General features: G+C 63.2%; 14 protein-coding genes and 1 tRNA gene. 10 read left to right on the top strand and 5 right to left on the bottom strand.

Annotated elements, in window-relative coordinates:
* Positions 1 to 115 precede the first annotated feature (115 nt).
* Together DW2_RS10040 and DW2_RS10035 are read left to right on the top strand one after the other, a co-directional pair.
* A complete protein-coding gene (locus tag DW2_RS10040) occupies positions 116 to 631 on the top strand; it encodes a hypothetical protein (RefSeq protein ID WP_156102941.1) in 516 nt (171 codons plus the stop codon).
* Positions 621 to 2,393 (top strand): phage terminase large subunit family protein, encoded by a 1,773-nt coding sequence (locus DW2_RS10035; RefSeq protein WP_038146002.1) that lies wholly within the window; start codon positions 621 to 623, stop codon positions 2,391 to 2,393. The genes DW2_RS10040 and DW2_RS10035 overlap by 11 nt, the downstream gene beginning before the upstream one ends.
* Before the next feature lie 2 nt (positions 2,394 to 2,395).
* On the opposite strand, the gene DW2_RS19740 is transcribed toward DW2_RS10035, so the two are convergent.
* Positions 2,396 to 3,076: a hypothetical protein gene (locus tag DW2_RS19740; RefSeq protein ID WP_156102940.1), complete on the bottom strand. Its 681-nt coding sequence runs from the start codon at positions 3,074 to 3,076 to the stop codon at positions 2,396 to 2,398.
* A 67-nt stretch (positions 3,077 to 3,143) separates the two neighbouring features.
* Positions 3,144 to 3,401: a hypothetical protein gene (locus tag DW2_RS10030; RefSeq protein ID WP_038146000.1), complete on the bottom strand. Its 258-nt coding sequence runs from the start codon at positions 3,399 to 3,401 to the stop codon at positions 3,144 to 3,146.
* Positions 3,402 to 3,630: 229 nt separating this feature from the next.
* Here DW2_RS10030 and DW2_RS10025 point away from each other — a divergent pair, with 229 nt between their 5' ends.
* From DW2_RS10025 to DW2_RS09995, 7 genes are read left to right on the top strand one after another with little or no spacing between them, the layout of a single operon-like run.
* Entirely contained in the window at positions 3,631 to 4,257 is a 627-nt protein-coding gene (locus tag DW2_RS10025; protein WP_038145998.1) for a hypothetical protein, read from the top strand.
* 1 nt (position 4,258) lies between these two features.
* Positions 4,259 to 5,632, top strand: coding sequence for a phage portal protein (locus DW2_RS10020; RefSeq protein ID WP_038145997.1), 1,374 nt, complete (start codon positions 4,259 to 4,261; stop codon positions 5,630 to 5,632).
* Positions 5,629 to 5,823: a hypothetical protein gene (locus DW2_RS10015; protein ID WP_038145996.1), complete on the top strand. Its 195-nt coding sequence runs from the start codon at positions 5,629 to 5,631 to the stop codon at positions 5,821 to 5,823. The genes DW2_RS10020 and DW2_RS10015 overlap by 4 nt, the downstream gene beginning before the upstream one ends.
* Positions 5,802 to 7,547 carry a prohead protease/major capsid protein fusion protein gene (locus tag DW2_RS10010; protein ID WP_202900109.1) on the top strand — a complete coding sequence of 582 codons (1,746 nt, stop codon included), beginning with the start codon at positions 5,802 to 5,804 and terminating at the stop codon, positions 7,545 to 7,547. Before DW2_RS10015 ends, DW2_RS10010 begins: the two co-directional genes overlap by 22 nt.
* Before the next feature lies 1 nt (position 7,548).
* The gene (locus DW2_RS10005; protein ID WP_038145994.1) at positions 7,549 to 7,764 is read left to right on the top strand and encodes a phage head-tail joining protein; all 216 of its coding nucleotides are present in this window, start codon (positions 7,549 to 7,551) and stop codon (positions 7,762 to 7,764) included.
* 3 nt (positions 7,765 to 7,767) lie between these two features.
* A complete protein-coding gene (locus DW2_RS10000; RefSeq protein ID WP_038145993.1) occupies positions 7,768 to 8,097 on the top strand; it encodes a DUF2190 family protein in 330 nt (109 codons plus the stop codon).
* A 4-nt stretch (positions 8,098 to 8,101) separates the two neighbouring features.
* Positions 8,102 to 8,305, top strand: coding sequence for a hypothetical protein (locus DW2_RS09995; protein WP_038145992.1), 204 nt, complete (start codon positions 8,102 to 8,104; stop codon positions 8,303 to 8,305).
* On the opposite strand, the gene DW2_RS09990 is transcribed toward DW2_RS09995, so the two are convergent.
* The 3 genes from DW2_RS09990 to DW2_RS09980 form a co-directional block, all read right to left on the bottom strand.
* Positions 8,287 to 9,558 carry a DUF6538 domain-containing protein gene (locus DW2_RS09990; protein WP_038145990.1) on the bottom strand — a complete coding sequence of 424 codons (1,272 nt, stop codon included), beginning with the start codon at positions 9,556 to 9,558 and terminating at the stop codon, positions 8,287 to 8,289. The two genes, DW2_RS09995 and DW2_RS09990, sit on opposite strands and share 19 nt — an antisense overlap.
* A 146-nt stretch (positions 9,559 to 9,704) precedes the next feature.
* Positions 9,705 to 9,794, bottom strand: a tRNA-Ser gene (locus tag DW2_RS09985).
* A 111-nt stretch (positions 9,795 to 9,905) separates the two neighbouring features.
* Positions 9,906 to 10,652, bottom strand: coding sequence for an SDR family NAD(P)-dependent oxidoreductase (locus tag DW2_RS09980; protein ID WP_038145987.1), 747 nt, complete (start codon positions 10,650 to 10,652; stop codon positions 9,906 to 9,908).
* A 237-nt stretch (positions 10,653 to 10,889) separates the two neighbouring features.
* On the opposite strand from DW2_RS09980, the gene DW2_RS09975 reads away from it, so the two are divergent.
* Entirely contained in the window at positions 10,890 to 11,480 is a 591-nt protein-coding gene (locus tag DW2_RS09975) for an outer membrane protein (RefSeq protein ID WP_038145986.1), read from the top strand.
* Positions 11,481 to 11,514 lie beyond the last annotated feature (34 nt).

The following is an 11,514-nucleotide window of genomic DNA, read 5'->3' as shown; positions in this document are numbered from 1 at the left end:
GGGTGGGGTGCGGGGGCGCCGAAGCCCCGATGTATTGCCCACCACGAAAATTTTGAAATCGAAAACCCGTTTTCCGCTGTGGCGGGATGATCGGGACAGTTGAGAGGCCATGAGCATGGAGAATTTGACCGATACCGAACTTGCCGAGATTGATGACCTGATCGGGCTGCCCGAGACGCGGGCCGAAGACGGCGATCTGGTGAACGCTGCCGATCTGGCGGAATGGCTGGGCCTGACCCCCAACCGCGTTTCGGCGCTCGCCCGCGAAGGCGTCTTGCCCCGGAACCCCGACAAGCGGTTTCCGCTCCGCAAGGCGATCCGCGCCTATTGCGATCATGCCCGCGCCGGGGCGCAGGGCCGCCGCGTCGATTCCGAACTGGCCGCCGAGAAACTGCGCGCCGCGAAGGCCACCGCCGAGAAACTGGAAATCCAGAACGCGAAGGCGCGGGGCGATCTTCTGGACGGGCGCGAGGTGGCGAACGAATGGCGCTCCATCGTGACCGATTTGCGCGCCGCCGTGCTGGCCGTGCCGTCGCGGGTGGCTGGGCGGATGGGGATGGACCGCGCCACGACCGCCGCGCTGGATGCCGAAATCCGGGACGCTATGGAGGTGATTTCCGATGACCGTTGACCCCCGCCTTGCCCAGATGCGCCGGGACGCCCTGCAAGCCTTCCGCCCGCCCGCGAAGCTGGCGCTGGCAGACTGGATTCAGGCGTCCGTCTTCCTGCCGTCCTCGATTGCCGCCCAGCCGGGGCGTATGCGTCTTTGGAAACCCCAGATCGAAATCGCCAACTCCATCGGGGACGACACCGTGGAGCGCGTTTCCATCCTCAAATCGGCCCGCGTCGGGGCCACGCAACTCATGGTGGGAACCTTGGGGCATTTCGTGGAGAATGACCCCAGCCCGGTCCTTTGCGTTGTGCCTGCCGAGGCGGACGCGCGGCACCTCATGGTTTCCGTGATCGAACCGACCTTCCAAGAGTCCCCGTCACTCCGGGCTGCCCTGTCCGAAGACACCGCCGGGCGTGACACCATGCTTCACCGCCGTTTTGCCGGGGGCAGCCTTTCCATCGTCTCCGCCCGCGCGCCCCGCAACCTTCGCGCCCGGACGGCCCGGATTCTGTTTGCCGATGAAATCGACGCTTACGAACTGTCCGCTGGCACCGAAGGCGACCCTGTAGAACTCGCCATGCGCCGCACCATGACCTTCGGCAATCGCCGGATCGTGCTGGCCTCCACGCCCGTTGATGCCGAGACCAGCCGGATTTTGCGGGCCTATGAGCAATCCGACCAACGGGTCTTTGAGGTGCCTTGCCCCCATTGTGGGCAGTTCTCGGAAATCCTGTGGGCGGACATCAAATGGGACGCGGACAAGCCCGAGACGGCCCATTGGCGCTGCCCCTCTTGCGAAGGCCGGGTGGAGGACCGCCACAAGGCCCAGATCGTCGCGGCGGGCCGCTGGCGCGCTCTTGCGCCCCATGTGGAAGGGCATAGGGGCTATAAGCTGACTTCTCTGACCTCCACGCTGCCGAACGCGACATGGCCGAAGCTGGCGGCGGAGTTCCTTCAGGCCAAGCGCAGCCCCACGACCCTGAAACCGTGGCTGAACACGGTGCTGGGCGAGGCTTGGCGCGGGGAAGGCGATGACCTGGACTCGACCGATTTCGCGGCCTTGCAACGGCCCTTCAACATGGAGACCGTGCCCGAAGATTCGCTGGTGCTGACCGTGGGCGGGGACGTGCAGAAGGACCGCGTGGAACTGACCTATACGGGCTGGACGGCAGACGGGGACATGCGCGTCTTGGGTCATGTCCCGATTTGGGGCGACCCGACCGACGCCGAAACATGGGTGGAGGTGGAAGACGCCTTGCGCCGCCAGTTCCGTCACCCGCTTGGGGGCGTGTTGAACGTGGACGCCGCCGTGATCGACTCCGGGAATTGGGCGGATCAAGTCTATGATTTCTGCCGCCCCCGCACGGCCCGCCGGGTCTTGCCCGGCAAAGGCGTGTCCGGCTTCAGCCGCCCGTCTCTGGCCTTCAGTTCATCCCGCAAGGTCCGGCTGGCTCTGATCGGGGTGGACGGCGTGAAGCTGGCCTTGCACCAGCGCCTTGCCCACGGCGAAACGATCCTGTTTTCGGAAGACCTGTCCGGCGATTATTTCGACCAAATACGCGCCGAACGGCTGGTGACAAAGTTCAGCCGGGGCCGCCCCATGCGCGTCTGGGAAGTCATCTCGGGCCGCCGGAACGAGGCGCTGGACACTTTGGCCTATTCCTACGCCGCGCGGCAGCTTGTCGGGCTGGACATGGAACGCCGGGAAAGCGATCTTGCCAGAAAGGACGGGCCGAAAAAGGCCCCGACCGTTGTTAAGTCTGCTTGGCTGGAAAGGTAGAGTTATTGCAAGGGCGGCAATGTATTGGGGTCTTGGACTAGTTCGGGGCGCATTGCGAAATCTGGCGAAAAAGAACTGTCATCGCCTTGCGACAAGTAACAGTTCCGATTTCCGTCGCTTTTTAAGAGAGTCCACGCATAACCTCCTTGAACGCGGTCATTTGCAATCAATGCCGTATAAGATGAACCTCGAAAAGGTGAGCTAAAGTGCTGCACTAGACTTGGGCCAAGCTCTTTGTTTGCCCAAGCTCGGACAGCAACGCTACCCATTGCTCCATCCGACTCGTCATTGCAGCGCCGTCTTGAGGTGCCGGGAAGCCCGAACTCCGCCCCGAAACCCGGAATGTCATGTAGACTCTGCAAGATTTCCAATTCATCCCCAGCCCCGATAAGACAATATGTGAGGGTTTCATTCTGGCGTTCAAGAATGCGCCATTTCGCTGGATTTGATTGGTCCGCTGCGTTTCCCAAAGCGACGAAGATCATGAGTCTTGTTTCGCCGCCGTTTTTCAATGAGATACCCATGACGCCGGTATCTGGCATTCCCTGAAGGGCAAAATTCATTGCAGTCACAACTTCAAAGCAGTTCTCCGTTACAGGGCGCTCTTGTGCTTTTAATGGTGAAACAGTTGAAATTGTGAGTAAGACGCCAGCCCACAGGCTCAGGCTGTTCCAAATTTTCATCGCCGCGAGTCCCTTTAAAAATATCCCGCGTAGCTGACCACAGAATCGCCCTTAGTTCCACGCTTGATTAGACCGGAAGCGCCCCGCGACCATCCCGCAACGCCAGAACCTTGTTCAGCATGGCGGTAAAGCCTGTGTCGCGGGCCATATCAGCGTCAATCGCTTCGCAAATCTGATCGTCATCCCAAGACAGGCTGGCAAACTCGCCCGACCGCCGAACCCACTGGTGGACAAGTTGCTGCGCGACCTCTTGGCGCTTGGGATGAATCTCACCCGCAATGAACGGGGCAAACAGGCTGTGGGCGTTCCGGGTGTTGCGATCCACGTCTTTGATCCTTCTGAAATGGATGGGGCGGGCGAGGCCATGTCGAAACCCCGCCCGCCCCTTTGGCGTGTTGACGAATCCTCCATACCATCTTCCTGCAAGACGATGCAAGGATTTGCTGTATCCCTTAATCGACCGTCAAACCAAATTTGACGTGATATTATAGACACTTGAGACGACTTGTTGCGAGATGATATTCAGGGATTCGCCAACTTAGGAGTCCCTGACAATGACCAGCACCGAAGACCGTGATCCTGAATATGGGGGTGTGTTCTTCATCCCTGAAGAAGCCCCCGACGAACTCGGGGTGACGACTGAACAGGCTGCCCGTGCGCTCGCCCATGTGGGCTTTGACGCGAAGCAGGCCGCCAAGTTTCTCCGCAATCGTGTTGCCGACGGGTATGTGACGCCTTACGGACGCCGCCGCTCTGACAAGCGCCGCAGCTATCTTTTCCGCGCTGAACAGATTCTTGTCACCGCGATCCTGCACCGCCTTGCCGAATGTGGCCTGACTGGTGAGCCTATGGCCGCTGCCGGGCGTCATTTCTTGGGCTGGAACCTCAATGATCTTGACGGCCAAGAGCCGCCCGCACCGAACCCCGCCGCGTGGGTTATGCGCGGCTATCTCCAAGGCCACCGCAACTTCGGCTTTGAACTCGCCACTATCCGCAACACGACCGGGCGGGGTGACCTGAAGTTCACGGCCCGCGTCCGCCATTACGATTTCGAGTCCAATAATTCGGTGGGCACGTCTTTCTGGAACCCCGGCGAAAGCTGGGAACGCCGTTCGCTCTGGGTCCTCGATCTGGACCCGATCCTTGAACACATCACCCGCGACAAACCCGTGGTGAACTGATATGGCCCTTTTGTCCTTTCCGAAGCTGTTTACCCGCCCCGCAAAGGCTAAAGCCGTCCGTCGATTTGATGGGGCCGCTGGTGGCCGCCGTGGTTTCGGGGTTGGGACGTTCGGGCGCGTCAATTCGGAAGTGTCCGCCTCTGGCGCGACTCTTCGGTCCCGCGCTCGCTATCTGGTGGCGAACAATCCTTGGATGGCCCAAGCCGTCGCAAATTGGGCTGGTGCGTTGGTCGGGGCCGGAATTGTCCCGACGCCGCGCCACCCCGACGCCTCGACCCGTGCCGATCTGACCGCCGCTTTCGGCGCTTGGGCTGACCATGCCGACGCCGATGGCCGCACCGACTTTTTCGGCCTCCAAGCGGATGTGGCGCGCGGGCTGGTGATTGATGGCGAAGCCTTCCTTCACGTCCTGCCGGGTGAAGACGGGCCGCGTCTCCGCTTGCTGCCGCCGGAACTGGTAGACGAAAGCCTGACCCGTGAAATCGGGGGTGGGGCCGTAATCGTTCAGGGCGTCGAGTTCGATGCCGAAGGCCGTCGGGTGGCGTATCACGTCTTGCCCCACCGCCCGCACGATCAATTCGCCAATCACGCGCCGCCCGTCCGGGTCCCTGCGGATGAGATCATCCACGTCATGAAACCCTTGGCGGCTGGTCAGGTGCGCGGTGTCTCTTGGCTCGCCCCGGTCATCCTCTCCGCCTCTGACTTCGACCAGTTGACCGATGCGCTCTTGATGGGTGCCAAAGTCGCGGCGATGCACAGCGCCTTCCTTGTCGATTTGAACGGCACGGGCGGGGAACCCTACGATGGAACCGGGGAAGGCGGGATTCTGGAAACCGGGCTGGAACCCGGCACGATGAAACGCTTGCCCACCGGCTACGACGTCAAATTCAACACGCCGGGCCAACTCACTGAAATCGGGTCCTTTCTTCGCCTGCAATTGCAGCAATTGGCCGCCGGTCTGGGCCTGCCGGATCATCTGTTGTCGGGCGACCTCTCGAACGCAAACTATTCGAGCCTGCGCGCCGGGCTTCTGCCTTTCCGCCAGCGGGTTGAACAGATTCAATACGGGGTCTTGGTCCCGCAGTTCCTCGCGCCGATCTGGCGGCAGGTCATCACCTACGCCGTCCTGTCCGGTGATCTGGCCGCGCCCGATTTCGAGTCCGCCCCTCGCGCATACGCTGCCGAGTGGCTGCCGCCCGCTTTCATGCAGGTGGACCCCGCCAAACAGGTTCAAGCCGACGTGGCCGAACTCGAAGCGGGCCTCACGTCTCGCCGCAAGCTGGTGGCGCAACGCGGGTGGTCCTTGGAAGACCTCGACGCCGAAATCGCCGCCGACCCGCGCCAGACGGCCCCGAAACAGGAGGCCGCCGAATGACCCCGCAAGAGCGCGACAGAGAGAAGTATCACCGCAAACTGGTTGAGCGCGCTGGTGCATCTGACGAAATCACCGGGCCGCGCCTGACCCTGAACCCCGAGAAAGCGACCGTGATCGTGCTGCCGAAAGAAGGCCGCAAGCTGACGCCCCAAGACAAGGAATTTGAAACGTGGAAACGCAAGCTTTCCTGACCCGCCGGGCGGTCTTCGCCCCGGACACCTTCAACGCCGATGCGGGCACCGTGGAGGCCGTGATTTCGACCTTCGCCCCGGTGCAGCGCAAGGGCTTTATGGAGCGGCTGGACCCCGCCGGGCTGGATACGTCCCGCCTGATCGGTGCGCCCGTTCTGGACGGCCACCGCCAAGGCTCTGCCCGTGACGTGATCGGCACCATTACCGGGCACCGCATGGAAGACGGCAAGCTGGTGGCGACCATCCGTCTTTCCGGGGCAGCCGATGCCGCCCCGATTGTGGAGCGTATCCGCGAAGGCACCATCAAGGGCGTTTCCATCGGCTACCGCGTGACCCGCTGGGCCGAGTCCGCCGATCCCAATTCCCGCGCTCGCGTTCGGACGGCGGCGGCGTGGTCTATTTCCGAAGTCTCCGCCGTCCCTATCCCTGCCGATCCCGGCAGCCAATTCCGAGGTGAATCCATGGAAAACGAAGACCTTCAGGTGGAGAACACCGAAGACAAAACCACCGAAACCCGCGCGGCTATCCGCCAGATTTGCCGCTCCGCTGGCATGACGGCGGAACAGGCTGATGACATGATCGACCGTGATCTGTCCATCACCGAAGCCCGCGCCGAAGCCTTTGAGGCGATGCAGCGCCGAACCCCGGCCCGTATCCGCACCGCCGCCCCGGCCAATGATGACGCCGCCGCGCTGCGCACCCGTCAGGCCGACGCGCTGGCTTTCCGCATGGCCGGGGGCGAACTGCCCGATGCCTCGCGCGAGTTCGTCAATATGTCGCTCCGCGATATGGCCGCCGATGCCCTGACGCGGGCGGGCGAGTCCACCCGTGGCCTTTCGGCGGATGAACTGTTCCAGCGCGCCGCCGCGCACGGCACGTCTGACTTCCCTCTGCTGGTCTCCAATGCGATGGGCAAAGTCGCCCTGGACTCGTATCGCGCCGCCGAAAGCCCGCTGAAGGCGCTGGCCCGCCAGCGGACGCTTCCGAACTTCAAGGAATCCACCTCCATCCGCTTGGGTGAGATGGGCCGCCTTGAAGAAATGACGGAACACGGCGAGTTCAAAGCGACCAGCCGCGCCGAAGCGGGCGAGAAGATGGCCCTGAAGACCTTCGGGCGGGCGATCAATGTCAGCCGCAAACTGTTGATCGACGATGATCTGAACATGCTGGGCGACATGACGGCGGCCATTGGTGCGGCGGCGGCCCAGACCGAAGCCGAAGAACTGGTGGCTACCTTCATCGGCAACCCCGACCTGTCCGACGGCACGGCTGTTTTCGCCACTGGGCGCGGCAACATGGCGGCGGCGGGTGCTGACATCACCGAAACGTCGCTGGACGCGGCCCGGCTCGCCATGCGCGGCGTGAAGGGTCTCGACGGCAAGACCATCATCGGCGTGACCCCGCGCTATCTGGTGATCGGGCCGGAACTCGAAACCAAGGCCGAAAAGCTGTTGGCCGCGATCTACGCCGCGACCACGGATGACGTGCAGCCGATCAAGCTGAAGCTGGTGGTGGAACCCCGGATCACGGGCACCGGCTGGTATGTCATGGCCGATCCGGCGGCGGTCCCGTCGCTTCAGTTCGCCTATCTGTCGTCGGCGCAGGGCGTTCAGATTCAGCGTCAGGAAGCGTGGACCACGCTCGGGATGCAGTATCGCGCGTTCCTCGACTTCGGCACGGGCTGGGCTGACTGGCGCGGCGCTTACTTCAACGAAGGCGCGTAATATGGCGACCGTGGCCGAACTTCAGAAAATGCGGGCGGACCTCTTGGCCGCTCGCGCTGGCGGCGTCCGGCGCTTCCGGGACCAGAACGGGGAGGAAGTAGAATACCGCTCCGACTCCGAGATGGCCCGCGCGCTGGCCGCTCTTGATGCGGAAATCGCCGCCCAGACGGCCCGGCCCGCCTCCACGATCCACTTCAATATGAGCAAGGGAATCTGACCCATGAAGAACTACGTCCAACCCGGTGAGAATATCACCATCACCGCGACCGCCGCCGCCACGTCCGGCCAAGGCGTCCTTGTCGGCAACCTCTTTGGCATTGCTGCCGGGAATGCCGAAATCGGGGACTCCCTCGACCTTGTGACCGTCGGTGTTTTCGACATGCCGAAAGTCTCGACCGACGTGCTGGCCGTGGGCGATTTCGTCTATTGGGACGATACCGCCAAGCTGGCGACCGCCGATGACGACACGGGCAACAATGAACTGATCGGCCTTGCCGTGACCGCCGCCGGGAACCCGTCGGGCACCGTCAACGTGCGTCTGAACGGCTAAGACGATGCGGGCGGCCACCACCATGCAAACGGACTTGGAGCGCCTTCGGGCGGCTCTTGAGACCGTTGCCAAGCTGGTGGTGGCCGATCCCGTCTATGCGCCGATTTTCAGCCGCCTAGAGGCCGAAATCGCGCAAGAGGAAGCCTTGCTGGCGAATGACGTGGTGGCCCGCGCTCGCGCGGTTGCCGCTCAAAGTGCCACCCGCTGAATCAGGTCCCGAACGTGGGCCAGCGAAGCCCCCTTGCCGTAACGCTCACGATCAAGGGCGTGGCCGAAAAGGTCGCGCCTGATCCGCTCATCTATGCCCGCCGCCAAGAGTCGATCTTCAAAGCTATGCCGCAACCCGTAGAGAGAATGTCCCGGCGTCTCCATGAGACCATTGGCGCGAAGGTATTTGTTCACCGTCGCGGACAGGCTGGCGGATGTGGTGCGGTATTTGGGGAAGCCCTTGGGGCAGGCTTTGAAGGCGTCCAGCGACACGCCCACCAGCGGAATGACGCGGCGGGCGTTGCGGGTCTTCAACTGCCTGTCGACCGGCTCAATGGAGATATGGGGCACCGGGGCGTCCAGATGGATTTGCGCGCCCGTCAGGGACGCCAGTTCGCTGGGCCGCGCGCCCGTGTTGACCATCGCCAAGAGGATGCACCGGGCGTCCTTGTTCAGCCCGTCCAGCGCGCCGGGCTTCAACAGGTGGTCCTTGATCCAGCTTTCCGAGAAGGGCGGACGCTGGCGCGCTTCGCCTTCCTTGAAGGAAAGATCGGACAGGGGCAGCACCAGCCCGAGGCGCTTCATCTTATTGACCGTCTTAAACACGTCCCCGAGGTGAATCAGGTCCTTGTTGGCGCTGTTCGGGGTGAGGTTGTCGGACTCCAGCTTCTCAAGCCACCAGCCCCGGAAATCCAGCATGTCGTCGCCCGTAATGTCGGGCAGGGCCTTGTCCCCGACCACCTCTATGAAATTGCGCACGGCTTTCTTGCGCGGGTTTTTCCAGCGCCGAAGCTGGTCATCGCTCTTGCCGAGGGTCTTATCGGCGGCCAAGCCCCAATAGAGATCAAGCGCCCGAGAGACCGTGATTTGCGGCTCGGGGACGCCGCCCAGCACCGCCGCCGCCTCGCGCGTGTCCGGCTCACCGTCGCGCCCTGTGACGGCCTCCACGCGGGCCAGAAGGTCTTCACGGGGCAGATCGGCCACGCGGACCGCCGGAAGGTATCGGAAGCCCCGCACCGCCGCCAATTCCTTGGCCGCGTCAAAGCGCCGTTCCGCGTCTGCCGTGTCGCCCGCCAGCCGGGCTTCCCATGCTTCCACCAGATGTTGCCACGCGATAGGGGCCTTCTGTTTGGCAATGGTTTCGGAATCAGTGTGCAAGCTGATCCAGACGCTCTTGCGGTCTTCAACCCGCTGGTATCGCGTCGGAACCCGCTTCCGCAGGTGGTATGTGCTGCCGCGCTTCATAATGGTCATGGCCGGACTCCCGGTTTTGCCCCGTGCTGCGATTTGTGCGGCAAAATGTGTAGCAAATCAAGCCATAATAGCGGACCCGCCGGGCGGCGGATTTCCATATCATCTTGTTTTTGCTTGATAAATGCCGATTTCACACTGGGGAAATCTGGCGGAGAGACAGGGATTCGAACCCTGGGTGGGCTTGCACCCACAACGGTTTTCGAGACCGCCCCGTTCGACCGCTCCGGCACCTCTCCGCATCGGTGGTCGCTTTGGTAGGGCGGGATTTATCGCTCCGCGCGGTGGCTTGCAACCCGTTTTTCACAAAATTTTTCGGCGCCCCCGCAGCGCGTGCGGGGGCGCCCGTTTCAGCGCATTCGCAGCGCGCCGTCGAGGCGGATTACCTCGCCGTTCAGATAGGGCGACTGGAGGATGAAAGCGGCCAGTTTCGCATATTCCTCGGGCTCGCCGAGCCGCTTGGGAAAGGTCACTTCCGCGGCGAGGCTGTCCTGCACGTCCTGCGGCAGCCCCTTCATCATCGGGGTCGCGAAGATCCCCGGCGCGATGGCGCAGACCCGGACGCCCTGGCTGGCCAGATCGCGTGCGAGCGGCAGGGTCATCCCGACGATCCCGCCCTTGGAGGCGGAATAGGCTGCCTGACCTTTCTGCCCGTCGAAGGCCGCGATCGAGGCGGTGTTGATGATCGCGCCGCGTTCGGGCCCCTCGTTCTTCGCCATCTCGGCCGCGACCAGCCGCAGCACGTTGAACGAGCCGATCAGGTTGATGTCGATGGTGCGCCGGAAGCTTTCGAGCCGGTGCGGGCCCTCGCGCCCCACGATCCGCTCGCCCGTCGCGATCCCCGCGCAATTCACCAGCGCGTTGATCCCGCCCATCGCGGTAAGCGCGGTCTCGATCCCCGCGGCCACGCTTTCCTCCGAGGTCACATCGACCTCGGCGAATTGCGCGCCGATCTGCGCCGCCAGGGCCTCGCCCGTCGCGCGGTCGCGATCGAAGATCGTCACCTGCGTCCCCGACCCGGCGAGGTATTGCGCCGTGGCCGCGCCCAAGCCCGAGGCTCCGCCGGTCACCACGGCCCGAAGCGCCGTCAACTCCATGTGATCCTCCCTAAATGAACACTCGTTCATTAAGCCCTGTGCGGGGGCGCTTTGTCCAGATGCCGCAACGGGTTTCGCGCGCGCTATTTCGCCGGTCGCGATCACGTTTCGGCAACTCCCTGCCGAGGCATGGAACCAAGTGCTTTGACGAGGACTTAAACAGGCATAGGTCCGGGCCACGGATCTGATCCGAAATGTCAAACGGGGGATGAGCCCCCAGGACAGGAGAGAGAAACAATGAAACGCATTATCGCTACCACGAGCATTCTCGCCCTCACCGGCACCGCGGCGCTGGCCGGCGGTTACACCGCGCCCCAGCCCGCTCCCGAAGTCGCCCCGGCCCCGGTCATGACCGCGCCCGCGAACTTCAACTGGAGCGGCTTCTACGGCGGTGCCCAGATCGGCTACGGCAATGCCGACGGCGCCATCAGCGGCGACGGCGCCGTGGGTGGTGTGCACCTCGGTTACCTCAACGACTTCGGCAACTTCGTCGCGGGTGGCGAGCTGGCCTATAGCGGCGCCGACGTGAAGGACGACGCCACCGGTGACCGCGTCAAGAACATGACCGACCTCAAGTTCATCGGCGGTGTGCCCTATCAGGACATGCTGTTCTACGGTGCTCTCGGCGCGTCGCACATGAAAGCCGAAATCGGCGGTGCCAGCTACACCGACACCGTGCCGATGGTCGGCCTCGGCATGAAGAAGGCGATCGGCAACAACTGGTCGGTCGGTGGCGAGCTCGATTACCGCAAGGGTAACGACTTCGACAGCACCGGCAGCGACCTGGACACCACGACGCTGAACCTCACCGCGTCCTACAAGTTCTGATCGCACGGACTGTCGCGAAAATCGCGGGCGGGGG

Source organism: Thioclava atlantica, from assembly GCF_000737065.1.
Taxonomy (GTDB): Bacteria; Pseudomonadota; Alphaproteobacteria; order Rhodobacterales; family Rhodobacteraceae; genus Thioclava; species Thioclava atlantica.
This window is presented reverse-complemented; position numbering and strand designations above follow the sequence as displayed.

Excerpts from the sequence above, each read along its gene's own strand:
- DW2_RS09975 (WP_038145986.1), top strand. The coding sequence starts at position 10,890 with ATGAAACGCATTATCGCTACCACGAGCATTCTCGCCCTCACCGGCACC.
- DW2_RS09995 (WP_038145992.1), top strand. The coding sequence starts at position 8,102 with ATGCGGGCGGCCACCACCATGCAAACGGACTTGGAGCGCCTTCGGGCG.
- DW2_RS19740 (WP_156102940.1), bottom strand. The coding sequence starts at position 3,076 with ATGAAAATTTGGAACAGCCTGAGCCTGTGGGCTGGCGTCTTACTCACA.
- DW2_RS09990 (WP_038145990.1), bottom strand. The coding sequence starts at position 9,558 with ATGACCATTATGAAGCGCGGCAGCACATACCACCTGCGGAAGCGGGTT.
- DW2_RS10000 (WP_038145993.1), top strand. The coding sequence starts at position 7,768 with ATGAAGAACTACGTCCAACCCGGTGAGAATATCACCATCACCGCGACC.
- DW2_RS10015 (WP_038145996.1), top strand. The coding sequence starts at position 5,629 with ATGACCCCGCAAGAGCGCGACAGAGAGAAGTATCACCGCAAACTGGTT.
- DW2_RS10040 (WP_156102941.1), top strand. The coding sequence starts at position 116 with ATGGAGAATTTGACCGATACCGAACTTGCCGAGATTGATGACCTGATC.
- DW2_RS10020 (WP_038145997.1), top strand. The coding sequence starts at position 4,259 with ATGGCCCTTTTGTCCTTTCCGAAGCTGTTTACCCGCCCCGCAAAGGCT.
- DW2_RS09980 (WP_038145987.1), bottom strand. The coding sequence starts at position 10,652 with ATGGAGTTGACGGCGCTTCGGGCCGTGGTGACCGGCGGAGCCTCGGGC.
- DW2_RS10035 (WP_038146002.1), top strand. The coding sequence starts at position 621 with ATGACCGTTGACCCCCGCCTTGCCCAGATGCGCCGGGACGCCCTGCAA.
- DW2_RS10025 (WP_038145998.1), top strand. The coding sequence starts at position 3,631 with ATGACCAGCACCGAAGACCGTGATCCTGAATATGGGGGTGTGTTCTTC.
- DW2_RS10005 (WP_038145994.1), top strand. The coding sequence starts at position 7,549 with ATGGCGACCGTGGCCGAACTTCAGAAAATGCGGGCGGACCTCTTGGCC.